The sequence below is a fragment of the Mycobacterium sp. E342 genome, from assembly GCF_001667665.1.
In the GTDB taxonomy this organism is placed as follows: domain Bacteria; phylum Actinomycetota; class Actinomycetes; order Mycobacteriales; family Mycobacteriaceae; genus Mycobacterium.
In genome coordinates this window covers 73,831-97,041 of the sequence record NZ_LZJM01000097.1, presented here as the reverse complement: position 1 = coordinate 97,041, position 23,211 = coordinate 73,831, and the positions used below count along the sequence as shown (strand labels likewise).

Here is a 23,211-nt window from a genome sequence, read left to right as displayed (position 1 = left end):
AGTCTACTGAATAAAGCCTGTGAAATTGGTCTTTTGTCCGCGCGAAAGCCCCTCTCGGGACTGAATATTCACAACACGGGCCGGACAATCAACGTGCGGGATTCGCGCGTGTTCGGCTTGTGGCCCAACGTCATTGATTCGGGATCTTGCCGAGCGCCCTCAGCTTGCCGTCCGGGCCGATCTCGAACTTCACCGTGCCGATACCGGTGGGGCAGCACGGCTGATCGTTGCCCTTCAACCATTGGTACTGAACCGTGATGGCGTCCTCGGAGGGCGGAAGCACGGTGATGTACGGCTTCGGGTTCGGGGTCGCCGTGCCCAGCGGCGTGTTGTGATCGAAGAACAGCAGCTGCTGGCCGGTGGATTCGCCGGCAATGGTCGGGATGATCTGCACCCAGTACAAGCGGCACTTCCTGGCATGTCCGCGAGCGATTTCCACCCACGTCGTACCCGGGACGGTGATGGGAACCGACGCGATGGCGCGCTGCACCGTGTCGGGCGCCGGCCCGTCGGAGTCCTTGCACTTGTCGGCCGGCGCGGGCGGCGCACCGGTGTGCTTCTCGCCGCAACCGGAGGCCAGCAGGATCAACAGGATCACCATCAGCCGACGCACGCGGTGAGCTTAGCGAAGGCTGTGAATGTGCCGTTTGTTTGGTCGGAGACGCCATTCCGATGGGTAATGCCGCCACCGGCCCCGGTAGCCTTGAGCGCAGCCAGCGGGTCGACGATGACCCTTGCTGACCTGGGGGTTTGCGGCATTTCCGAGACTTCACGGACGCGCTTTGGCCGGTGAGAGGAAGCCGTAAAACGGGGGAAACTCCGGATACCCGGTGCCGAAACATCCTCGTCGCACCATTCGATGTAAGCCTGTTGCGCTCAAAGGAGGGAAGTGCGTGACCAGGGAGTCCATGGCGTCTCACAACGATGCCGTGAACACCGTGTGCGCTTACTGCGGCGTGGGCTGCGGGATGGTGTTGCAGGTCACAAACGACGCCGAGAGCGGCCGGCGTCACATCACGAAGTCGGTTGGGGACAAACAACATCCGGCCAACTTCGGCCGGTTGTGCACCAAAGGAACCACCACTTCGGACCTGTTGCAGGCGCCCGGTCGGATGGAAGCGGCGCACGTGCGCGCCGACCGCGGTGAACCGATCGAGGCCGTCGACATCGACAGCGCGATCACGCAGTGCGCGAACCGGTTACGGGCGATCATCGATGCGCACGGGCCGGATTCCTTCGCCATGTACGTGTCGGGACAGATGTCCATCGAGGCGCAATATCTGGCGAACAAGTTGACCAAGGGCTTCATCGGCACCAACCAGATCGAGTCGAACTCACGGCTGTGCATGGCCAGCGCCGGTTCCGGCTACAAACTCTCGCTGGGGGCGGACGGGCCGCCCGGCTCATACCAGGACTTCGAACACGCCGACGTCTTCTTCGTCATCGGCGCCAACATGGCCGACTGCCATCCCATCCTGTTCCTTCGGATGCTGGACCGCGTCAAGGCCGGGGCAAAACTGATCGTCGTCGATCCGCGCCGCACCGCGACCGCGGACAAGGCCGACCTGTTCCTTCAGATCGCGCCGGGTACAGATCTCGCCCTGCTCAACGGGCTGCTGCACCTGATCGTCGAAAACGGACACACCGACCCCGAATTCATCGCGGAGTTCACCGACGGGTGGGAGGTGATGCCCGGCTTCCTCGAGCAGTACGCCCCGGGCACGGTCAGCGAGATCACCGGGATCCCCGAGGCCGACATCCGCGCCGCGGCCCGCATGATCGGTGAAGCCGAGAACTTCGTGAGCTGCTGGACCATGGGCCTCAACCAGAGCACGCACGGCACCTGGAACACCAACGCCCTGTGCAACCTGCATCTGGCCACCGGCGCGATCTGCAAACCCGGCAGCGGCCCCTTCTCGCTCACGGGCCAGCCCAACGCGATGGGCGGCCGCGAAATGGGTTACATGGGACCGGGTTTGCCCGGCCAGCGCTCCGTCCTGTCGGCGGAAGACCGCTCCTTCACCGAAGACCAGTGGGCCCTCCCCCGAGGAACGTTGCGCACTGATGTCGGCACCGGCACCATCGACATGTTCTCCCGGATGGCCGAGGGCGACATCAAGGCGTGCTGGATCATCTGCACCAATCCCGTTGCCTCCGTGGCTAATAGGCGAACCGTGCTGGCCGGGCTGGAGCGCGCGGAATTGGTCATCACCCAGGATGCCTTCCTGCAGAACGAGACCAACGAATACGCCGATGTGCTGCTGCCGGCGGCCCTGTGGTCGGAGACCGAGGGCGTGATGGTCAACTCCGAGCGCAACATGACGCTGTTCCAGCCCGCCGTCACGGCCCCGGGTGATGCGCTGCCCGACTGGCAGATCATCGCCCGGATCGCCTGCGAGATGGGCTTTTCGGGCGCCTTCAGCTACAACTCCGCCGACGAGGTCTTCGAAGAGATCAAGCGATTCTCGAACCCCAAGACCGGCTATGATCTGCGCGGAGTCAGCTACGAGCGGCTGCGCCGGGGCCCGCTGCAGTGGCCCTGCGCGCCGGAGAACCCGGGCGACCGCAACCCCATTCGTTACCTCAACAACGGGGTCAGTCAGACCCTGCTGGTCCGCGAAGACGGCAGCGCACCCCGTTTGGCCTTCCCCACCGAGAACGGTCGCGCGGTGTTCTTCGCCCGCCCGCACCTGCCGCCCGAGGAAATGCCGGACAACGACTACCCGTTCCTGTTGAACACCGGCCGCCTGCCGCACCAGTGGCACACGATGACCAAGACCGGCAAGGTCGCCAAGCTCAACAAGCTCAATCCCGGGCCGTTCATCGAAATCCACCCCGAGGATGCCGCACGACTGGAGATCGCCGACGGCGACGCGACAGAAATCGCTTCCCGGCGTGGCCGGGCCGTGCTGCCCGCCGCGATCAGCGACAGGGTGCGCCCCGGTAACTGCTTCGCCCCCTTCCACTGGAACGACGTCTTCGGCGAATACCTGGCGATCAACGCCGTCACCAACGACGCGGTCGATCCCATCTCGAACCAACCGGAATTCAAAGCGTGCGCCGTCACGTTGGCGAAAGTCGCTGTCGCCGCGGCCGATCCGGCCGCCAAGCCGGCGGCGGACGCCGACACACCGCAACCCGCGCCCACGGAGGTCACGGAAATCAGCGTGTCACAGGTCGATGCCCTGGCCGACTTGCTCGGGGTGGCAACCAAAGCCGTGCCGGAATTCGACGAGCTCGGCCGCTCCTACCTGGCCGGGATGTTGACCGCGCTTCGCTCGGACGCCGGGCGACGCGTGACGGGGGTGCCCACCCTGCCCCAAAGCGCTCCTTTCGATTCCGGCACCCGGCTATGGGTGGACGGTCTGCTCGCGGGTCTGTTCTCGCGCGATGACGCGCCCCGCCCGGCGCCGGCCGCCAAGCAATCCACGACCGAGCCCCCCAACACCAAACCCGCGCCACGGGCACCCATCGTGGTGTTGTGGGCGTCGCAGACCGGGAACGCCGAAGAGCTCGCCGCCGAGGTCGCCGCGCGGCTGGGCGACGCCGAGTTGCCGGTCGCGTTGCACGCCATGGACGACTTCCCGGTGGCCGAGCTGGCCACGACGCGGGAACTGCTGCTGATCACCAGCACCACCGGTGACGGTGAACCGCCGGACAACGGTGCCGGCTTCTGGCGGGCGCTGACGGCGGACGGCGCGGCCAGGCTGACCGACACCCGTTACGCCGTGCTCGCCCTCGGCGACTCGAACTACGACGATTTCTGCGGCCACGGACGCAGCCTCGACACACGCCTCACGGAACTGGGCGCGACCCGCATCGCCGATCGAGCCGACTGTGAGCCCGACTATGACGACGCCGCGGCCAAGTGGCTGGGCGAGGTGATGGAGGCGCTCACCCGCGCGCCGGCGCCTGTCGGCCGCGATCAGCACGCGCCGGCACGCGCAACGCCCACGGTCCCGTCGCCCTCCCGGGCCGCCCGGCCGGGCGCGGGCACCTACAACAAAAAGCATCCGCTGATCACCGGCGTGGTCCGCAACACCGTGCTTAGTCGGCCGGAATCGGCAAAAGACGTGCGTCAGCTGGTTTTCGACCTGCCGGAAGAAACGGTGAAGTACGAAGCCGGTGACGCGCTCGGGGTGTGGCCGCGCAACAGTGACCAACTGGTCGACGAATGGCTCTCCGTCACCGGACTGGACGGGCAGACCCCGGTCGAGGTCGGCGAGCACGGGTTGATGTCGTTGCGCTCCGCCCTGACCGAGCGCCTGGAGATCGCCCACATCAGCCGGGACCTCGTGCGGTTCGTGCAGGAGCGCACCGGCGACCCGAAACTCGCCGAGCTGCTGAAGCCGGACAACAAAGCCGCCCTGAGCGATTGGACATGGGGCCGCCAGTCCATCGACCTGCTGGCACGTTTACCGGTCTCGGCGTCGGCCCACGAATGGGTGCGGGTCCTCAAACGCCTTCAGCCGCGGCTGTACTCGATCTCGTCGAGCCCTAAAGAGCACCCCGGGGAAGTCCATCTGACGGTGTCGCCGGTGCGTTACAACTTCCAGGGCGTCCCGCGCCGCGGGGTGTGCTCGACATATCTCGCGGACCGCTCCCCCGGCGACCGGGTCGCCGTCTATCTGCAGCCATCGAGCAACTTCCGGCCGCCCAGCGATCCCGACACCCCGATGATCATGGTCGGTCCCGGCACCGGGATCGCGCCGTTCCGTGGTTTCCTGCAGGAGCGTCGCGCGCTCGGCCACACCGGCCCCAACTGGCTGTTCTTCGGTGAACAGCACGCGGCCACCGACTACTACTACCGGGACGAGCTCGAGCAGATGCGCAGCGACGGGTTCCTCACCGAGTTGGACCTCGCCTTCTCCCGGGACCAACGCGAGAAGGTGTACGTGCAGCACCTGATGCGTCAGCGCGGCGCCCAGCTGTGGCACTGGCTGCAGGACGGGGCCCAACTGTACGTGTGCGGCACCGCGGACCCCATGGCCAAGGACGTCGACCGCGCGCTCTGCGAGATCGCGGCCGAACACGGCCGGCTCGAGCCCGATGACGCCAAGGAGTACGTCCGCTCGTTGAGCGCCGACAAGCGCTATCACCGCGACGTGTACTAGGGCTGCCGTTCCCGCCCGACTCGTAATACGACGGAAACGTCGCGCACCTGTCGCTGAAACAACCTCGCTGCACCATTCAGTCATTGGTGGCGCCGAGGAGGGACTTACGCGTGGCTCTGGATTTCGATGGGCCCCTCGAGGACACCGTGCAGGCCGTCTGCCCGTTGCGGTGCCGCCTGCGCCGGGCCGCCGCAGGCGACGACGGTGACCAGGTCGACTGGGCCGGGTTGCCGATCAACTTGGACCTGGCGTTCTCGCCCCAGCAGCGCGACAAGGTGTACCGGCAGCACCTGATGCGCAAGCGCGGCACACAGCTGCGGCGCTGGGCGCCAATCGGGTCTCACTTGTGCGTTTGCGAAGAAACCGCCCGCGACGCACACCTCTAGCTACAGTTCGCATCCCGCGCTCGCCGTGAGATTCGGCGGCAGTTAAGTTCAGCGCGAGCGTAAAACATTATCTGCGAAAGCAATTCCGCGCGGATAGGCTGGCTGGGTGGCCGATCATCCGTCGTCATACTTGGTGCTGGCGTCCCAGCGCAGTGGCAGCACGCTACTGGTCGAGTCGCTGCGCGCGACCGGCGTCGCGGGCGAGCCGCAGGAGTTCTTCCAGTACCTGCCGGCCACCAGCCAGGCGCCACAGCCCCGCGAATGGTTCGCCGGCGTGGAGGACGAGTCGATCCTGCGCCTGCTTGACCCGCTCGACGCGGGCACCCCGGACCTCGCGCCGGCCGAGATCTGGCGCGACTACATCCGCACGGTCGGCAGGACGCCGAACGGCATCTGGGGCGGCAAGCTGATGTGGAACCAGACGCCGCTGTTGTTGAAGCGTGCTAAAAACCTGCCGAATCGCAGCGGCGACGGCTTGCTTGCGGCGATCACCGACGTAGTCGGCGAGGAGCCGCTCTTCATCTATGTGTACCGCCCCGACGTGATTTCGCAGGCGGTGTCGTTCTGGCGGGCGGTGCAGACGCGGGTGTGGCGGGGGCGGCCCGACCCGGCCCGCGACGCGCGCGCCACCTATCACGCGGGCGCGATCGCACACGTCGTGACCATGCTGCGCGCCCAGAACGAGGGCTGGCGAAATTGGTTCGCCGAGGAAGACGTCAAGCCCATGGAGATTCCGTATCCGGTGTTGTGGCGCAACCTGACTCAGGTGGTGGCCGCCATCCTGGAGGCGTTGGGGCTCGACCCGCGGCTGGCGCCCGAGCCGGTGCTGGAACGTCAGGCCGACCAGCGCTCCGACGAGTGGGTGGACCGGTACCGTGCGGATGCTGAGAAGCTCGGCCTGCCAACCTGACCGCGGTGGACGGCCGAGGGCTTCGGCAAACGACGAGCCAAACGGCGAAATCCTTGGATGTCCTATAGTGGGGCCTATGCAACAGGCCACACAGCCGTGCCTCATCATTACGCGCCGCTTGACCGTGCGCTGTTGTTGTCGCTGTTGTTGATTTCCTGACGCCGCAGGAATCGTCGCGCTTACCGCGGTTTGCGGGCACCGGCACAGGTAACACCCCCTTGCCGCCCACGCGCGACAGTCAATCCCAGGAAGATCAACCCATCGATGACCATGTTGTCCCCGCGCCACCGCGCCGCCATCGAATTCGACATCACCCGGCGCGCCGACGAAGCTTGTACTGACATCGTTTGAGGAAGACGGATGAGCATCGCAGAGAACGTCACGCAACTAATCGGAAATACGCCGCTGGTCCGGCTGAACCGGGTCACCGAAGGCGCAGTCGCCGACGTCGTCGCCAAGCTGGAATTCTTCAACCCCGCAAACAGCGTCAAGGACCGTATCGGGGTGGCCATGCTGGACGCGGCCGAGCAAGCGGGCCTGATCAAACCCGACACGATCATTCTGGAACCGACCAGCGGGAACACCGGCATCGCGCTGGCGATGGTGTGCGCCGCCCGGGGTTACCGGTGCGTACTGACGATGCCGGACACCATGAGCACCGAACGCCGAATGTTGTTGCGCGCGTTCGGTGCTGAGATCGTCCTGACGCCGGGCGCCGACGGCATGGCGGGTGCCATCGCCAAGGCCGAAGAGTTGGCCAAGAACGACCAGCGGTACTTCATACCTCAGCAGTTCGAGAATCCCGCGAATCCGGCGATCCACCGCAAGACGACGGCCGAAGAGGTATGGCGGGACACCGACGGCGAGGTCGACTTCTTTGTCGCCGGGGTCGGCACCGGTGGCACCATCACCGGCGTCGCCCAGGTCATCAAGGAACGCAAACCATCGGTGCAGATCGTGGCCGTGGAGCCCGCAGCGTCGGCCGTCCTGTCCGGGGGGCAGAAGGGACCTCACCCCATCCAGGGCATCGGCGCCGGATTCGTGCCGCCGGTGCTCGATATGGATCTGGTCGACGAAGTCGTCACGGTCGGCAACGAAGAGTCGCTGGAAATGGCCCGACGGTTGGCGCGGGAGGAGGGGCTGCTGGTCGGCATCTCCTCGGGCGCGGCCGTGGTGGCCGCGCTTGAGGTGGCCCGCCGCCCGGAGAACGCCGGCAAGCTCGTCGTGGTCGTGCTGCCCAGCTTCGGCGAGCGCTATCTGAGCACGCCACTCTTCGCCGACCTGGCGGGATAGCAATGCTCGCGACGATACGACGTGACATCCGGGTGGCCAGGGAGCGTGACCCGGCCCGCCCCACCACGCTGGAGGTGATCTTCGCTTACCCCGGCGTGCACGCCATCTGGGCGCATCGCATCAACCACTGGTTGTGGCTTCGCGGCGCACGGCTGGCTGCCCGAACGCTGGGGGAACTCACCCGCATCCTGACCGGCGTCGAGGTCCACCCCGGCGCGGTGCTGGGCCCGGGCCTGTTCATCGACCACGCGACCGGCGTCGTCATCGGAGAGACGGCCGAGATCGGCGAGGACGTCACGCTCTACCACGGGGTCACCCTGGGCGGCAGCGGCACGGATACGGGCAAGCGCCACCCGACGATCGGTGACCGAGTCGTCATCGGTGCCGGCGCGAAAGTGCTCGGAGCGATCAAGATCGGCGACGACAGCCGAATCGGCGCCAACGCCGTCGTCGTCAAAGAGGTCCCGTCGAGCGCCGTGGTCATCGGGGTGCCCGGACAGGTCATCAGCAGGCACGGCCGAAGCAGCCCGGACGACTCGATGATGCCCGACCTCGTCGGCGTCAGTCTCCAGTCCCTGCTCACCAGGGTCGCCAAGCTGGAGGCCGCCAACGACGGGCAACAATCCACGCGTGTCATCCGGCCACCCGAAGCCGGGGTGTGGCACGGCGAAGACTTCTCGATCTGAGGGATCCATTGAGCACTGTGATGGTCGTGGTGACCGCGCTGATCGCGACGCTGGGAGCCGCCAGCGCGGCAGGCGTGCTGGTCAATCGACGCTCGGGGGTGCTGCGCGAGACGGCTCCGGGCCTGCCGCAGGACACGGCCGACCTCGGCTTATCCGAGGTGGGTCCGACGGTCGTGCACTTCACTGCCGCCTGGTGCGGTCCCTGCGCCTCGGTGCGTCGCGTGGTCGAGCAGGTGTGTACGGATCTTCCGTACGTCACTCATGTCGAGATCGACATCGACGCCCACCCCGCCGCCGCCAAACGGCTTTCGGTGCTGTCGCTGCCGACCACGTTCATCTTTGACGCCGGGGGCCGTCAGCGATACCGCAGCGCGGGCGTACCCAAAGCCACGGAGTTGCGGCAGGCGCTGCAGCCTCTGTTGGCTTGACCGGCCGCCGACTGGCGCTTCAAACGCTCTTCAAGATGCGTTCACCGCGATCGACGCTACGGTTGCCCCAGGGGCCAAGCAGGGGACGGAGATTGCGATGAGCGACGCCCACGCGCCGCGGATTCCGCCGGCACTCGCTGCGCCGAGCCTGAACCGCGGAGTCGGCTTCACGCACGAGCAGCGCCGCCGGCTGGGGCTGACCGGACGACTGCCCTCGGCGGTGCTCACCCTCGACGAACAGGCCGACCGGGTATGGCATCAATTGCAAAGCCTGGCAACCGATCTGGGCCGCAACCTGCTGCTGGAACAGCTGCACTACCGCCACGAACTGCTCTACTACAAGGTGCTCGAAGACCACCTGCCCGAGCTGATGCCGGTGGTCTACACCCCCACCGTCGGCGAGGCCATTCAACGGTTCTCCGACGAATACCGCGGGCAGCGCGGGCTGTTCCTGAGCATCGACGAGCCCGACGACATCGAGGCGGCCTTCGCGACCTTCGGGCTGGAGCCCGGTGACGTCGACCTGATCGTGTGCACCGACGCCGAAGCGATCCTGGGCATCGGCGACTGGGGCGTGGGCGGCATCCAGATCGCGGTGGGCAAGCTCGCGCTGTACACCGCCGGCGCCGGCATCGACCCGCGCCGCTGCATCGCGGTCTCGCTGGACGTCGGCACCGACAACGAACAACTCCTGCAGGATCCCTTCTACCTGGGCAATCGTCACGCCCGGCGCCGCGGCGCCGAATACGACGCCTTCGTCAATCGCTACATCGAAACCGCGCACCGGCTCTTCCCGAGGGCCATCCTGCATTTCGAGGACTTCGGGCCCCTGAACGCCCGGGGCATCCTGCACACCTATGGCGACAAGTACTGCGTGTTCAACGACGACATCCAGGGCACCGGCGCCGTGGTCGTCGCGGCCGCCTACGGCGGATGCCACGTCACCGGTGTGCCGATGCGCGACCAGACGGTGGTGGTCTTCGGGGCCGGGACCGCCGGGATCGGGGTGGCCGACCAGATTCGCGACGCGATGGTCTCCGACGGCGCCACCGTCGAGCAGGCGACGGCGCAGATCTGGCCGATCGACAAGCAGGGCCTGCTGTTCGACGACATGGACGACCTGCGCGACTTCCAGGTGCCCTACGCCAAGAACCGCGCCCGGCTGGGCGTGAGCGACGGCGAGCGGGTGGGCTTGGTGGACACCATCAAGCTCGCCTCCCCCACCATCCTGCTGGGCGCCTCGGCCGTCTTCGGCGCGTTCACCGAGAAGGTCGTGCGTGCCATGGTCGCCTCCTGCGAGCGCCCGATGATCTTCCCGCTGTCCAACCCGACCTCACGCATGGAAGCCGTGCCGGGCGACCTGCTGCAGTGGTCCGACGGCAAGGCGCTGATCACCACGGGAACCCCCGCCGCCCCGATCGAGTACGACGGCACCACCTACACCATCGGCCAGGCCAACAACGTGCTGGTGTTCCCCGGGATCGGGCTGGGCATCATCGTTGCCGGGGCCCGGTTGCTGACCAAGGGAATGCTGCAGGCGGCGGCGGAAGCCGTTGTGCGACAAGCCAGCCCGTCAGCCCTCGGGGATTCGTTGCTGCCCGACGTCCGGGACTTGCGCGCCATCTCGACGGCGGTTGCCGAAGCCGTGTATCACGCCGCCATCGCCGACGGGGTGGCGACGCGAAACCATGACGATGCCCGGCAAGCAGTCCTCGACATCATATGGACGCCGATTTACGACTAGCGGCCGCGCGGTCAAGCGGCCGCGGGGTCACTCGGATGTACTGTGAGCGGCGTCATTTCCACGCTGATCCAGGCGAGCAGCGGCAGCGATTCAGAAGATCGCCGCATGGCCCCGGCGTCCGCGGCGCACCACAGGCCCAGCGCGCGCTGATCGCCGGACTGAGACGGCAGCATCCACAGCCGCTCGAGGTGTCCTTGTTCGGCGAGCCGGCGGGAATGGGCGGCCTCGCGCGCGGACGTCATCGACGGTTTCCGGTGCGGTTCCGTCCGGAACGTGAGCGGTCATGATGACCAGGGACTCCACGATCCCTCCCAAATGAGTTGTGCGCGAACATACTGCACGCAGCGGTCGATCGTCAGCAGGCCGGCTCGAAATATACGGGGCCACACGCCGAAATAGGGTTCACCTCACGAACCGGCCGATCGCGACGAAGGCGGCGAGCAGCAGGAGAATCACGTTGATTGGCAACGGTTGTCGCTCGTTACGAGTCAGGTGCACGCGCATTGCGCCAATCTGCACGACGACCAGGCCGACCGCAGCGATCGGGGTCAGGGCGCGGGCGATGCCGGTTGCCTCGGGCAGGGTCACACCGAGCGCGCCGAGGATCTCGACCGCGCCGACGGCCTTGACGGCGGCGTCCGAGTGGTCCTTCATCCAGTCGAGCCGGCCCGATGCCACAAGTTGTTCGCGCGGCCGAACGACCTTGAGCCCGCCCGCCGCAAGGTAGACGAATGCGAGCAGACCCTGCCCAGCCCACAGTGCGATGTTCACGGCATTCCCCAATCCTTACGATTTGTGTGTAGCCACATCGTGTGTCAGCACTGGGGCCCTCGCAAAAGGCACATCGATGTATGCATTCAGGACGGAGGCTTCGATATGACCAACGTCACACGGAAGACGCCGCGGATACCCGAGGGCGGTGCGGTCCGGGAGGTCCTCGATCGCATCGGCGACAAGTGGAGCCTGCTGGTCATCGGCACGCTGCGTGACGGGCCGATGCGGTTCGGCGAGCTGGAGGCGACCGTGGAAGGGATCTCGCAGCGGATGCTCACCCTGACGCTCAAGCATCTGGTCGAGGATGGCCTGGTCGACCGGACGGCCTACGCCGAAGTGCCACCGCGAGTCCAGTACGAACTGACCGAACTCGGATGGACATTGCTACCGCTGGTGATTTCCCTGGCCGAGTGGGCCATGGCGCATCATGAGCAGATCAACGCCAACCGCACGTCTCGGTAACGCGGGATACACAACGACGTTTGCGGCTCCCCCGGGTGGACTCGAACCACCAACCCTTCGGTTAACAGCCGAATGCTCTGCCAATTGAGCTACAGGGGACTAACCAGATTCGCGGGACGACTCTAGCGTACTGGCGGGACGCGGCCCAACTAGCGGGGACCAACACATCGCGACCGTGGCTGGTGGCGATCGCTAGCGTTGCGTAGCCGGGCGCGGCGGGTCGGCACCGACTTATTGGTGCCCCTCTACAACGCACGCACCCGCCCGGGTGAGGCAGGATGGAACCGTCGCTAGTCGGGAGGAACGTTTTGATCCGCTATGTGGTGGTGCTCGGACTGGGCTATGTGCTGGGCTCGAAGGCCGGGCGGCGCCGATATGAGCAGATCGTGGGCACCTATCGGGCGCTGACCAGCAGTCCCGTGGCCAAGTCGGTGGTCGAAGGGGGGCGCCGCAAGATCGCGAACCGGATCTCCCCGGACGCCGGATTCGTGACCGTCGCCGACATCGACGACCAGACGGCCATCATGGAGCGTGACCCCGGGCGAATGGCCGACGAGGCCCTCACATCGGCAGATCGTCGCCGCTAGCCTGCTCCAGCAGGCTGCGCCGGTAGGCCTCCATCGCGACCAGGTCACCGAACAACGCGTGGTACTCGTCACCCTGTTCGATCGGCGACATGCGCTGCAGCTTTGACTTCACCTCGGCGATCTGGTGGCCCATCCACACTTCCTGCAGCCGGGCCAGCACGCCGGCGATGTAGCGGGGTAGCTTCTCGTCGTCGACCTCGATGGCCTCCACGCCCAGCTCGTTGATCAACCCCGCGGTCAGGTCGGATCCGGCGCGCTGGCGCACCGCATCGATCCACTGCGCCCCCGTGACGCCGCTCGACGTGCCGCCCGCGGCCTCGATGGCCCCGCGCACGGCGGCATACCCGGGATGGGTGAAGCTTTCGACCGTCAGCGTGTCGAACACCGGCCCGGCCAGCGCCGGCGACTGCAGCGCCGACTTGAGCGCCTCGCGCTGGAGCCGCAGGGTCGGGTCGCGCGGGTCGGGGCGGGCGGCGGCCGGTTGCGCCGGCGCCGTCGCACGGGCCTGCTGGGGGGCGCGGCGGGAGGCGTTGGCACCGGCACCGCCCCGGGCGGGGGCCGGCGACTTCTTGGCCTGGCCGCGTACCCGGTCGATGACCTGCGCGACGTCGTCCCAGCCGACCCAGCCGGCGAGCTGGCGGGCGTATTCGTCGCGCAGCGTCGGGTCTTTGATCTGGGACACCATCGGCACGCACCGACGCAGCGCCCCGACCCTGCCCTCGGCGCTGTCCAGGTCCATCTCGGCGATCGCCGTGCGGATCGCGAACTCGAACAACGGGGTGCGCCGCGCCACCAGGTCGCGCAGGGCGCCGTCGCCGGACTTCAGGCGCAGGTCGCAGGGATCCATGCCGTCCGGGGCCACCGCGACGAACGACTGCCCCGCCAGGTTCTGCTCCCCGCCGAAGGCCTTGAGCGCGGCCGCCCGCCCGGCCTCGTCGCCGTCGAAGACGTAGATCAACTCGCCGCGGAAGAAACTGTCGTCCATCATGAGCCGCCGCAGCATCGCCAGGTGCTCGTCACCGAACGCGGTGCCGCACGACGCCACCGCGGTGGTGACGCCGGCCAGATGCATTGCCATCACGTCGGTGTAGCCCTCGACGACGACCGCCTGGTGTCCCTTGGCGATGTCGCGCTTGGCCAGATCGATGCCGAACATCACCGACGACTTCTTGTACAGCAGCGTCTCGGGCGTGTTGATGTACTTGGCTTCCATCGGATCGTCGTCGAAGAGCCGGCGGGCGCCGAACCCGATCACTTCGCCGGCCGCAGTGCGGATGGGCCACAGCAGCCGGCGGTGGAAGCGGTCGATGGGGCCGCGACGGCCCTGCCGCGACAGGCCGGCCGCCTCCAGCTCCTTGAACTCGAAACCCTTGCGCACCAGATGTTTCGTCAATGAGTCCCAGCCGGACGGCGCGAAGCCACAGCCGAAGCGACGGGCCGCCTCGGCGTCGAAATTCCGCTCGGTCAGGTACCGGCGAGCCGGCGCGGCCTCGTCGGACTCCAGCGCCGCGGCGTAGAACTCCGCCGCGGCCGCGTTGGCCGCGACCAGCCGGCTGCGACTCCCGCGGTCCCGCTGCACGCTGGTCGCCGGGCCGGTGTAGCTGATGGTGTGGCCGATCCGGTCGGCGAGCAGTTCAACGGCCTCGACGAAGGTGACGTGTTCGATCTTCTGGATGAAGGCGTAGACGTCGCCGCCCTCCCCGCAGCCGAAGCAGTGGAAGTGGCCGTGGTTGGGGCGAACGTGAAACGACGGCGACTTCTCGTCGTGGAATGGGCACAGGCCCTTGAGGGAATCGGCTCCGGCGCGGCGCAATTGGACGTAGTCGCCGACGACTTCCTCGATGCGGACACGCTCGCGGATGGCCGCGATGTCGCGGTCGGGGATCCGGCCGCGGCCCCTGGGCCGGGCGTCGTCCTCCCCCGCGCGCGGGTGGCGCCCCCACGAACCTGCCGGGCTGGACATCGGCTCAGTCTAGAGCGCCGAGCCGGCCGGCTATCCGGTTCCGATGACGCCGCACGCCACCCGGTCCATCGCGTTGTCGCTGTATTCGGCGCCGTGCAACATCAACGCCTTGCCGTCGCCACCCACCAGGACATCCCGGGTGAACGCGTCGGTGGTGGTCACCAGGTAGGCCGACCCGTCCTGGCGCACCTCGAGCGACGTCAGGTCGCCGCTTTCGGGCTTACCGGTGTGGCCGGGCGCGTTGTAGTGACCGCCCGCCGAGAGGAAGTTTCCGGGCGGGCCGCCGGTCGGGGCGACGGAGTTGGGCTCGCACTTGCCGAACTCGTGGACGTGCATCCCGTGGAAGCCCGGCGACAGGATGCCCGGGGCGACCGTCTTGACGGTGACGGTCACGTAGCCGCCGGTGAAGTCGAACGTCGCCGTGGCGACGGACCGGCCGTCCGGCGTCTTCAGTTGCGCGCTGAGCGATTCGCCGTTGGGTGCCGGTGTGGTCGTCTCTCCCGACGAGGCCGGCGGGGCGCTCTTGACCGGAGGGGTGGTGCCGGGCTGGGTGCTCGCGTGTTGTGGTGAGCTGCAGGCGGTCATGACGACGACGGGAAGCCCCACCGCGAGGGTGGCGATGCCGCTGAATTTGGTCATGCGGGGCAGCCTAGTCCGCGACGGGGACGCCGCTGCCGTGGGATGACCTGCGGAGGACCGCGGCCTAACCGGTGGTCTGGCGCGCGTCGATGCGCTCCAGCCGGCCTTCGGTATAGGAGGCGATCTGGTCGACGATGACCCGTAACCGGGCGCGGTCGTCGGCCGCGACGGTGAACGCCGCGGCGAAGACCGGGTCGAGCGTGTGCGGCGCCCCGACATGCAGCCATTGCGCCACCCGGTGGATCCGTTCACGTTGCAGGGCCTGGGTGCCCAGATGGCGCGGGTCGGACATGATGAACTGCAGCGCAAGGATTTTCAGCAGCGCGACCTCGGCGCGCACCAGGTCGGGGACCAGCAGGTCGGCCCGGTAGCGCACCAGCGGCCCGGGACCGGCCGCGGCCCGGGTGGTGGCGATGGCGGCCGACGCGAACCTGCCGACCAGTTCACTGGTCAGTCGCTTGAGCGCGACGGACGCCGACAAGGTGGCGTCGTACTTGCCGACGGCGGCCACCACGGGCAACGCCGAGAGCCGCCCCGCGGCCGCCATGAAGTCGTCGGCGCTGACCCGGAAGAATTCGCTCTCACCCAGTTTGGCCAGGGCGGCGGCCTCGTGCTCATCGGCGAGCACCCGCAGGTCGATGCGTTGGGAGACGACTCCGTCCTCGACGTCGTGGACGGAGTAGGCGATATCGTCGGCCCAGTCCATCACCTGTGCTTCCAGGCACATCCGGCCTTCCGGCGCGCCGGCCCGAACCCAGTCCGCCGGCCCGCGATCCTCCTCGTAGAAACCGAACTTTCTCTTCTCCGTGCCGGGCCCCTTGCCGCGGTACCACGGATACTTGGTGACCGCGTCCAAAGACGCGCGGGTCAGGTTCAGCCCCGCGCTATTGCCTTGTTCGTCAAGGATTTTGGGCTCGAGGCTGGTCAGGATGCGGAAGTTCTGCGCATTGCCCTCGAAACCGCCGTGGCCGGCGGCGACCTCGTCCAGGGCGCGCTCGCCGTTGTGTCCGTAGGGCGGGTGGCCGATGTCGTGCGCCAGCCCGGCCAGCTCGACCAGGTCGAGGTCACAGCCCAAGCCGACCGCCATCCCCCGCCCGATCTGGGCGACCTCCAGCGAGTGCGTCAGCCGGGTGCGCGGCGTGTCGCCCTCGCGAGGCCCGACCACCTGGGTCTTGTCGGCCAGCCGGCGCAGCGCGGCGCTGTGCAACACGCGGGCCCGGTCCCGCGCGAAGTCGGTACGGTGCTGACCTTCCGTACCGGGCAGACCCGCAGTCTTCGGCGCTTCGCGCACCCGCCGTTGACGGTCGAAGTCGTCGTAAGGGTCTTGCCGATTCGTGTTCACCTTCTCAATCACCGCAGCACAGTCTGCCAGGGAATGCCGGACGAAGTACCGGCCCGGCGCGCGGGGTATTTGCCCGCATCCCGGCGGCGCTAAATTGACCTCATGCGCATGCGCACTGCCCGCCTGCTCGGTCTGATCGGGGCGATCCTCGCGCTCGGTTTCGGTGGCGGGCTGCTGGTGGCACCCCCGGCCGGCGCGCAGCCCCCGTTCCGGCTGGCGGACTACGTCACCGACAACGCGGGCGTCCTGACGGACTCCGGCCGCGCGGCGGTCACGTCGGCGGTGGACAAGCTGTACACGGATCGCCACATCCGGCTGTGGGTGGTCTACGTCGACGACTTCTCCGGCCAGAGCCCGGTGAGCTGGGCACAGCGCACGGTGAGTTCCAGCGATCTGGGCGGCTATGACGCCCTGCTGGCCGTCGCGACCAACAGCCGCGCGTACGCCTTCCTGGTGCCATCGACCGTCAAGAGCGTCAACGCACGACAGGTCGATGACTTGCGGCACAACAAGATCGAGCCCGCCCTGCACAACGGCGACTGGAGCGGCGCCGCGGTTGCGGCGGCCAACGGGCTCAACACGTCGCCGGGCTCGTCGGGACGGGTGGCCTTGCTGGTCACGCTGGCGATCATTCTGGCCGCGGTGACGGCGCTGCTGTTGGTCATGCGCTATCGCGGCCGGCGGCGCCGCGCCGCCCAACTGGCCGCGGCCCGCCGCGTCGATCCCACCGACGTCGACGCGCTGGCCGCCGTGCCGTTGCAGGCCCTCGACGACCTGTCCCGCGCACTGGTGGTGGATGTCGACAACGCCGTGCGAACCAGCTCCAACGAACTCGACCTGGCGATCGCCGAGTTCGGCGAAGAGCGGACCCGGCCGTTCACCCAGGCTGTGGACAATGCCAAAGCCGCTCTGTCGCAAGCGTTCACGGTGCGCCAACAGCTCGACGACAGCACACCGGAGACCCCCGACCAGCGCCGCGACCTACTCACCCGAGTCGTGGTGTCCGCGGCCCGCGCCGACCGTGAGCTGGAGTCGCAGACCGAAGCCTTCGAGAACCTGCGCGATCTGGTGATCAACGCCCCGTCGCGGCTCGACGCGCTGACCCGGCAGTACGTCGAGCTCACCACCCGCATAGCCCCCGCAGAACAGCGACTGGCTGAGCTGCACCACCAATTCGACGCTGCCGCGCTGACTTCGGTGTCCGGCAACGCCTCAGCCGCCAAGGAGCGGCTGGCGTTCGCCGACCGCAACATCGGCACCGCCCGGGGGCTGGCCGGCGAAGCGGTCGGCGGCCGGCAGGCCGGTCTGGTGGATGCCGTCCGCGCCGCCGAGTCCGCGCTCGGGCAGGCGCGGGCGCTGCTCGACTCGGTGGACAACGCGGCCACCGACATCCAGCACGCCATCGACCGGCTACCGTCGGCCATGGCCGACACTCAGGCGGACATCAAGCGCGCGAACGAGCTCGTGCAGAAGGCGCAGACCACCAAATCCGCCCATACCGGCGATCTGATATCCGCACGCGATGCGGCCGCGCGGGCCGTCGACGGTGCGCGCGCCGGCGGCTCCACCGACCCGCTCGGCGCCTTCGCGCAGTTGGCCAAGGCGGATTCCGATCTCAACGGGCTGCTGGTCAAGCTGGCTCAGGAGCAAGCTACCGCCGAACAGCTCAACCGGTCGTTGGAGCAGGCGTTGTTCACCGCGGAATCCCGGGTGCGGGCGGTCTCGGACTACGTCGACACGCGACGGGGCAGCGTCGGGCCGGAGGCCCGCACCCGGCTCGCCGAAGCCGAACGGCACCTGCAAGCCGCACGGGACAAGAGGGCGGACAACCCCACCGAAGCGATTTCCCACGCCAACGCGGCGTCGACGCTGGCCGCCCAGGCGCAGTCCTTGGCCAATACCGACGTGCAGTCGGCTCAGCGGGCCTTCACCCGTGGCGGGGGCGGCGACATGGGCGCGATGCTGGGCGGAATCATCATCGGCAACGTGCTCAGCGGCGGCATGCGGGGCGGATTCGGCGGCTGGACTCCGACATCGTTCGGCGGTTCGTCAGGCGGCGGCTTCATGGGCGGCGGCGGCCGATTCTGAGCCGCCCACCGAGAATCCAACCGTCAGCCGGCGGCCGGTGAATGCGGGATCACGCCCCCGCTGCGCGGCATTTCGAACTGGGGTTCGGCTTCGCCTTCCCACCGCGTCCACTCGTTCCACTGGGTGGCCTCCGCAACCGCGACCGCGGCGGGAACCGGGGCGTCCGTGTAAGGGTCGCCGGCGTCGGCGCTCACTTCCGGCTTCGGGGCCCAGTGGTCGTAGTCATCCGGCGGCACGGCCACACCCCATTTGAGCGGAACCGACAGGCCACCGAGCATCCCCGACTCACCCCGAACCGCTGCCACCGAGTCATCTGGTAGCGGCGGACCAAGAGGCAAAAGCATGTTGCCCCCTTCCACAGCCGATCTTCGGACGCTGTGGCCGAACCAATTAACACCAAGCAGCCACATCGTAAGCCAAACGCGAGACAAATACCCGAAAAACGTGGATTTGCTTTCGGCGAGCGCACGCCCCAAGCCGACGCGGTCGTCGGCCCCTTATCCGCCTTTGGTCCGCGGCACCACCTTAGGCCGCGACTGCACCACGTGGGGATTCTCCCCGCCGCGGCGCCCCCGCCGATCGGTCTTGTTCTCCTCGCCGTCCCGATCATCCACCGCCATGGCCACGGCCGGCGTAGAACCGGCGGATGCGGACGACGCGGAGGACCCGCCGGTCGCGATCGGGGTGGGCAGTTGGGTGCCCAGCGCCGGTACCGCCAGACTCGTCAGGACCGCCGGCACCGGCATCGACCCCTGCCAGGTCGGCGGCACCGTAATCGCCCCCACGAACCGCGCGGTGCCCATCCCGGCCGTGGCCGGGCCCAGCCCGCCGAGCGACTGCAGCCCGTGAACCCCACCGGCGGGCGCGAGTGGAACCTCCGCGGACACGGTGGTGACACCGCCCGCCGCCGGTGCCGCGGGCCCCACACTGTGGGCCAGCACCATCATCGGGGACATCAGCGCGCTCGCGGGATACATCCCGATCGGCGCCAGCGCGGTCATCGTCGTCACCGGCATCGACGACAGCAACGACGTCACCGACGACAGGCCGGGGAAAAACGCCCCCAACAGCGACTGCAGCTCGGACACGAACGAGGCCCCTAGAGACCCGAACGCCCCGAAAGCCTGGGACGCCCAGTCCAGCGGCGCCGTCACCAAGCTCGCCAATCCACCCAGGGCCACCGGCGGGGCGCTGAAGGCCGGCAGCGTCGCCGCCACCGTCTGGGCCCCGACGTTATAGCCGACCATCGCGGCCACGTCCTGGGCCCACATCTCCATGTATTCGATTTCGGTCATCGCGATCGCCGGCGTGTTCTGACCGAAGAAGTTCGTCGCGATCAGCATCAGTAACCGGAGGCGGTTGGCGAGCACCTCCGGGGTGGGCACCGTCGCCATGAACGCCGCCTCGTAGGCCGTCGCCGCCGCCGTCGCCTGGGCGGCCGCCATCTCGGCTTGTGCGGCCGCCGAGATCAGCCACTGCAGGTACGGCGTCGCCGCCGCCACCATCGCGACCGAGGAGGGGCCGGTCCAGGGCCCGGCGGCCACGCCCGTCACAACCGACTCAAATGACGCAGCAGCAGCCGCCAAGTCCTCCGCCAGCGCCTGCCAGGCCGAGGCCGCCGTCAACAATGAGCCGGGCCCGGCGCCGCCATACATGAGCGCAGAGTTGATCTCGGGGGGGAAGAAGAGAAAAGCTGGAATCATCACATCCCCAACCCACCGACCGAGTCAACGGCACCTACGCTCACACGAATCGACACCCACCCCCGGCGACTAGACACGTGAGGAACATCGCCTTAAGAGCCTAAAGCAATCGGATACCCGAGACCGCTTTTTTACGAAACGTTTAATCACGCGACGAAGGGGGTGCGGGCCTGTCCACCAGGCAAGTCAGGGCCCCGGCGGGTGTGCGCCGCCGGAACCGGTCAGCAGCCCTTGAGCCGCGCGGCCAGATAGTCGGCCACGGCGTTCATCGCGACGCGCTCCTGCGTCATGTCATCGCGCCGGCGCACCGTGACGGCGTTGTCTTCGAGCGAATCGAAGTCCACCGTCACACAGAACGGGGTACCCACCTCGTCCTGGCGCCGGTAGCGTCGCCCGATCGCGCCGGCGTCGTCGAAATCGATGTTCCAGCAGGTGCGCAACTCTGCGGCCAAGTCACGCGCCTTGGGACTCAGGTCGGCGTGCCGGGACAGCGGCAGCACCGCGGCCTTGACCGGCGCCAGCCGCGGGTCCAGGCGCAGCACCGTGCGCTTCTCCATGACGCCCTTGGCGTTGGGCGCCTCGTCCTCGGTGTAGGCATCGATCAGAAACGCCATGAACGACCGGGTGAGACCGGCGGCGGGTTCGATGACGTACGGGGTGTACCGCGTATCGGTCACCTGGTCGTAGTAGGACAGGTCGGCCCCGGAATGCTTTGCGTGAGTGGACAAGTCGAAATCGGTCCGGTTGGCGACGCCTTCCAGCTCGCCCCACGGGTTGCCGGCGAAGCCGAACTTGTACTCGATGTCGACGGTGCGGTCGGAGTAGTGCGAAAGCTTCTCCGCCGGGTGCTCGAATAACCGCAGATTCTCCGGGTTGATACCCAGCTCGACATACCATTGCAGCCGGGTGTCAATCCAATACTGGTGCCATTCCTTCGCGGTCGACGGCTCGACGAAGAACTCCATTTCCATTTGTTCGAACTCGCGGGTCCGGAAAATGAAATTGCCCGGCGTGATCTCGTTGCGAAAGCTCTTGCCGATCTGGCCGATACCGAACGGCGGCTTCTTGCGCGCGGTGGTGGCGACGTTGGCGAAGTTGACGAAGATGCCCTGCGCGGTCTCTGGACGCAGGTAGTGCAGCCCCTCCTCGGTCTCGATGGGCCCGAGGTAGGTCTTGAGCATCATGTTGAACTCGCGGGGCTCGGTCCAGCGCCCCTTGGTGCCACAGTCCGGGCAGACGATCTCGGTCATCGGCACCGAGCCGGGGTCGTCGATCCCCTTCTTCGCCGCATTCTTGGCTAACCACGCCTCCTGCATGTGGTCCTGGCGATGCCGGTGGTGGCAGTTGAGGCACTCGACCAGCGGGTCGTGGAACACCTCGACGTGGCCGGAGGCCACCCACACCTGCCGCGGCAGGATGATCGAAGAATCGAGTCCCACCACGTCGTCGCGCCCGGTCACCACCGAGCGCCACCACTGCCGTTTGATGTTCTCCTTGAGCTCCACACCCAGCGGCCCGTAGTCCCACGCCGACCGGGTGCCGCCGTAGATCTCACCCGAGGGAAAGACGAAGCCGCGCCGTTTGGCCAGATTCACTACGGTGTCGATGACGGACGCCACGGGGCGGTGCACTCCCTTTCCGGGTTTGAACGGGCGCGCATGGCGGCCGACCGCCGTGCGCAGAGCATCAGTCATGGTAGCGATCGGCGCCGCGGTCTTTGACATGCGTCATCATGCATGTGACAGTGGAAGTCGGCCGCCCGCGTGACCTCACGGCGGGACCTCCCCACTACCTGGCACTTCTCGAAGGTGATGACTTCCTCCCATGGCGATGTCCCCCTCCCCGCCTTCCCCGATGCCGACCACCGCCGGTAGCGACATGGGATCGGCCATCAGCGTGGTCGCCCAGGAGCACGGCGACGCCGGGCCCGGCGGACATCGCGCGCTGGCCGACTATCCCGTCCCGCCGTCGCGGGAGATTCTCGACGCGGCCGGCGAGCTGCTGCGCGCGCTGGCAGCTCCGGTACGGATCGCCATCGTGCTGCAGCTGCATGAATCCCACCGCTGCGTGCACGAGCTGGTCGACGCGCTCGGCGTCCCGCAGCCACTGGTCAGCCAGCACCTGAAGATCCTCAAGGCCGCCGGCGTCGTCACCGGCGAGCGCTCCGGCCGCGAGGTGCTGTACCGGCTGGCCGACCATCACCTGGCGCACATCGTCGTGGACGCGGTCGCCCACGCAAGCGAGGAGACCCAATGACCGGCGTGAGCGTCCGGTCGACCCGTCAGCGGGCGGCGATCGCCACCCTGATGGACACCCTCGACGACTTCCGCTCGGCGCAGGAGTTGCACGACGAGCTGCGCCGCCGCGGCGAGAACATCGGGTTGACCACGGTCTACCGGACGCTGCAGTCGATGGCGGCCGCCGGCATGGTCGACACGCTGCGCACCGACACCGGCGAGTCGGTTTACCGCAGGTGCTCCGAACACCACCATCATCACCTGGTCTGCCGCGGCTGCGGTTCCACGATCGAGGTCGGCGACCACGAGGTCGAGGAGTGGGCGGCACAGGTCGCGGCCAAACACGGCTATTCCGACGTCAGCCACACCATCGAGATCTTCGGCACCTGCAAGGACTGCCAATAACCCGTCGAACGTGAAACCGTCAGGCCGTCAGCGCGCTGCGGATCCCGGCGCCCGTATCGAGCACCAGCAGGATCAGGGTGCGCAGCGCGTCGTCGGTCAGGCCGGCGCCGGGAAAGTTGTACCGCAGCATGACGTCGGCGCTCTTCGCACCGCCCTTGCCCGAGTTGCGTTGTACCGCCTTCTCGTTGACCTTCTCCACGAGCGTGACGCTGCCGAAGTTGCTGTCGCGGGCCTGCCTGGCGACCTGGTCGCTGATCTTCTTGGTCAGGGGCAGGTCCCACGCCACGACCTGGGTGAGCGAGACGAGGTCGAGGTCGTCGGCGATGTGAACCACCCGCAACGAGGCGATGGTCCCGGCGTGGCGCACCGTCAGCGCACCGTCGGACTCCTCCTCGACCGGGAGGACTTCGCCGAGCACCGACGCCAGCCGCTCCTGCAGTGATGGCATCG

22 protein-coding genes and 1 tRNA gene are annotated in these 23,211 nt (G+C 67.7%); 12 read left to right on the top strand and 11 right to left on the bottom strand.

Annotated features, from left to right (window positions below; all coding sequences use genetic code 11):
* Positions 1-130 precede the first annotated feature (130 nt).
* Positions 131-598 (bottom strand): LppP/LprE family lipoprotein, encoded by a 468-nt coding sequence (locus A5692_RS06710; RefSeq protein WP_068053755.1) that lies wholly within the window; start codon positions 596-598, stop codon positions 131-133.
* A 310-nt stretch (positions 599-908) separates the two neighbouring features.
* Between A5692_RS06710 and A5692_RS06705 the strand changes: the two genes are divergently transcribed.
* The 7 genes from A5692_RS06705 to A5692_RS06675 all read left to right on the top strand — a co-directional run bounded on the left by A5692_RS06705 (position 909) and on the right by A5692_RS06675 (position 10,561).
* Positions 909-5,114 (top strand): bifunctional nitrate reductase/sulfite reductase flavoprotein subunit alpha, encoded by a 4,206-nt coding sequence (locus A5692_RS06705; protein ID WP_068053752.1) that lies wholly within the window; start codon positions 909-911, stop codon positions 5,112-5,114.
* Positions 5,115-5,260: 146 nt separating this feature from the next.
* On the top strand, positions 5,261-5,500 hold the full coding sequence (locus A5692_RS06700; protein WP_068053748.1) for a hypothetical protein: 240 nt from the start codon (positions 5,261-5,263) through the stop codon (positions 5,498-5,500).
* Positions 5,501-5,606: 106 nt separating this feature from the next.
* Complete coding sequence (locus A5692_RS06695) at positions 5,607-6,410, top strand: Stf0 family sulfotransferase (RefSeq protein WP_068053710.1); 804 nt, start codon at positions 5,607-5,609, stop codon at positions 6,408-6,410.
* A gap of 360 nt (positions 6,411-6,770) precedes the next feature.
* A complete protein-coding gene (gene cysK, locus A5692_RS06690; RefSeq protein WP_068053708.1) occupies positions 6,771-7,703 on the top strand; it encodes a cysteine synthase A in 933 nt (310 codons plus the stop codon).
* Positions 7,704-7,705: 2 nt separating this feature from the next.
* Positions 7,706-8,389 (top strand): serine O-acetyltransferase, encoded by a 684-nt coding sequence (gene cysE, locus A5692_RS06685; RefSeq protein WP_068053706.1) that lies wholly within the window; start codon positions 7,706-7,708, stop codon positions 8,387-8,389.
* A 20-nt stretch (positions 8,390-8,409) separates the two neighbouring features.
* Positions 8,410-8,817 (top strand): thioredoxin family protein, encoded by a 408-nt coding sequence (locus tag A5692_RS06680; RefSeq protein ID WP_369830270.1) that lies wholly within the window; start codon positions 8,410-8,412, stop codon positions 8,815-8,817.
* Positions 8,818-8,914: 97 nt separating this feature from the next.
* Positions 8,915-10,561 (top strand): NAD-dependent malic enzyme, encoded by a 1,647-nt coding sequence (locus tag A5692_RS06675; RefSeq protein WP_068053698.1) that lies wholly within the window; start codon positions 8,915-8,917, stop codon positions 10,559-10,561.
* 11 nt (positions 10,562-10,572) lie between these two features.
* Here A5692_RS06675 and A5692_RS06670 read toward each other — a convergent pair whose 3' ends face one another.
* Positions 10,573-10,803, bottom strand: a complete 231-nt coding sequence (locus tag A5692_RS06670; RefSeq protein WP_156765956.1) for a muconolactone Delta-isomerase family protein — start codon at positions 10,801-10,803, stop codon at positions 10,573-10,575.
* Positions 10,804-10,963: 160 nt separating this feature from the next.
* The gene (locus tag A5692_RS06665) at positions 10,964-11,332 is read right to left on the bottom strand and encodes a DoxX family protein (RefSeq protein ID WP_068053695.1); all 369 of its coding nucleotides are present in this window, start codon (positions 11,330-11,332) and stop codon (positions 10,964-10,966) included.
* Positions 11,333-11,437: 105 nt separating this feature from the next.
* Between A5692_RS06665 and A5692_RS06660 the strand changes: the two genes are divergently transcribed.
* Positions 11,438-11,797, top strand: a complete 360-nt coding sequence (locus tag A5692_RS06660; protein WP_068053692.1) for a helix-turn-helix domain-containing protein — start codon at positions 11,438-11,440, stop codon at positions 11,795-11,797.
* 26 nt (positions 11,798-11,823) lie between these two features.
* On the opposite strand, the gene A5692_RS06655 is transcribed toward A5692_RS06660, so the two are convergent.
* Positions 11,824-11,896: transfer RNA gene (locus A5692_RS06655), tRNA-Asn, on the bottom strand.
* A 209-nt stretch (positions 11,897-12,105) separates the two neighbouring features.
* Between A5692_RS06655 and A5692_RS06650 the strand changes: the two genes are divergently transcribed.
* The gene (locus tag A5692_RS06650; protein WP_068053690.1) at positions 12,106-12,384 is read left to right on the top strand and encodes a hypothetical protein; all 279 of its coding nucleotides are present in this window, start codon (positions 12,106-12,108) and stop codon (positions 12,382-12,384) included.
* On the opposite strand, the gene dnaG is transcribed toward A5692_RS06650, so the two are convergent.
* From dnaG to A5692_RS06635, 3 genes are all read right to left on the bottom strand, one after another.
* On the bottom strand, positions 12,359-14,347 hold the full coding sequence (gene dnaG / locus A5692_RS06645; protein ID WP_068053687.1) for a DNA primase: 1,989 nt from the start codon (positions 14,345-14,347) through the stop codon (positions 12,359-12,361). The genes A5692_RS06650 and dnaG overlap by 26 nt on opposite strands.
* A 30-nt stretch (positions 14,348-14,377) precedes the next feature.
* Positions 14,378-14,986, bottom strand: coding sequence for a superoxide dismutase family protein (locus A5692_RS06640; protein WP_082962421.1), 609 nt, complete (start codon positions 14,984-14,986; stop codon positions 14,378-14,380).
* A gap of 64 nt (positions 14,987-15,050) precedes the next feature.
* Positions 15,051-16,340, bottom strand: a complete 1,290-nt coding sequence (locus A5692_RS06635; protein ID WP_369830267.1) for a deoxyguanosinetriphosphate triphosphohydrolase — start codon at positions 16,338-16,340, stop codon at positions 15,051-15,053.
* A gap of 96 nt (positions 16,341-16,436) precedes the next feature.
* Between A5692_RS06635 and A5692_RS06630 the strand changes: the two genes are divergently transcribed.
* Positions 16,437-18,416: a TPM domain-containing protein gene (locus A5692_RS06630; protein ID WP_068053741.1), complete on the top strand. Its 1,980-nt coding sequence runs from the start codon at positions 16,437-16,439 to the stop codon at positions 18,414-18,416.
* Between the two features lie 23 nt (positions 18,417-18,439).
* On the opposite strand, the gene A5692_RS06625 is transcribed toward A5692_RS06630, so the two are convergent.
* From A5692_RS06625 to A5692_RS06615, 3 genes are all read right to left on the bottom strand, one after another.
* Entirely contained in the window at positions 18,440-18,760 is a 321-nt protein-coding gene (locus A5692_RS06625; RefSeq protein WP_369830266.1) for a hypothetical protein, read from the bottom strand.
* Between the two features lie 153 nt (positions 18,761-18,913).
* Positions 18,914-20,119: a PPE family protein gene (locus A5692_RS06620; protein ID WP_068053681.1), complete on the bottom strand. Its 1,206-nt coding sequence runs from the start codon at positions 20,117-20,119 to the stop codon at positions 18,914-18,916.
* A gap of 221 nt (positions 20,120-20,340) precedes the next feature.
* The gene (locus A5692_RS06615; protein WP_068053738.1) at positions 20,341-21,750 is read right to left on the bottom strand and encodes a glycine--tRNA ligase; all 1,410 of its coding nucleotides are present in this window, start codon (positions 21,748-21,750) and stop codon (positions 20,341-20,343) included.
* Positions 21,751-21,997: 247 nt separating this feature from the next.
* Between A5692_RS06615 and A5692_RS06610 the strand changes: the two genes are divergently transcribed.
* Positions 21,998-22,375, top strand: coding sequence for an ArsR/SmtB family transcription factor (locus A5692_RS06610; protein ID WP_369830269.1), 378 nt, complete (start codon positions 21,998-22,000; stop codon positions 22,373-22,375).
* Positions 22,372-22,761, top strand: a complete 390-nt coding sequence (locus A5692_RS06605; RefSeq protein WP_068053676.1) for a Fur family transcriptional regulator — start codon at positions 22,372-22,374, stop codon at positions 22,759-22,761. Before A5692_RS06610 ends, A5692_RS06605 begins: the two co-directional genes overlap by 4 nt.
* 19 nt (positions 22,762-22,780) lie before the next feature.
* Here A5692_RS06605 and A5692_RS29400 read toward each other — a convergent pair whose 3' ends face one another.
* The gene (locus A5692_RS29400) at positions 22,781-23,209 is read right to left on the bottom strand and encodes a hypothetical protein (RefSeq protein ID WP_068053673.1); all 429 of its coding nucleotides are present in this window, start codon (positions 23,207-23,209) and stop codon (positions 22,781-22,783) included.
* Positions 23,210-23,211 lie beyond the last annotated feature (2 nt).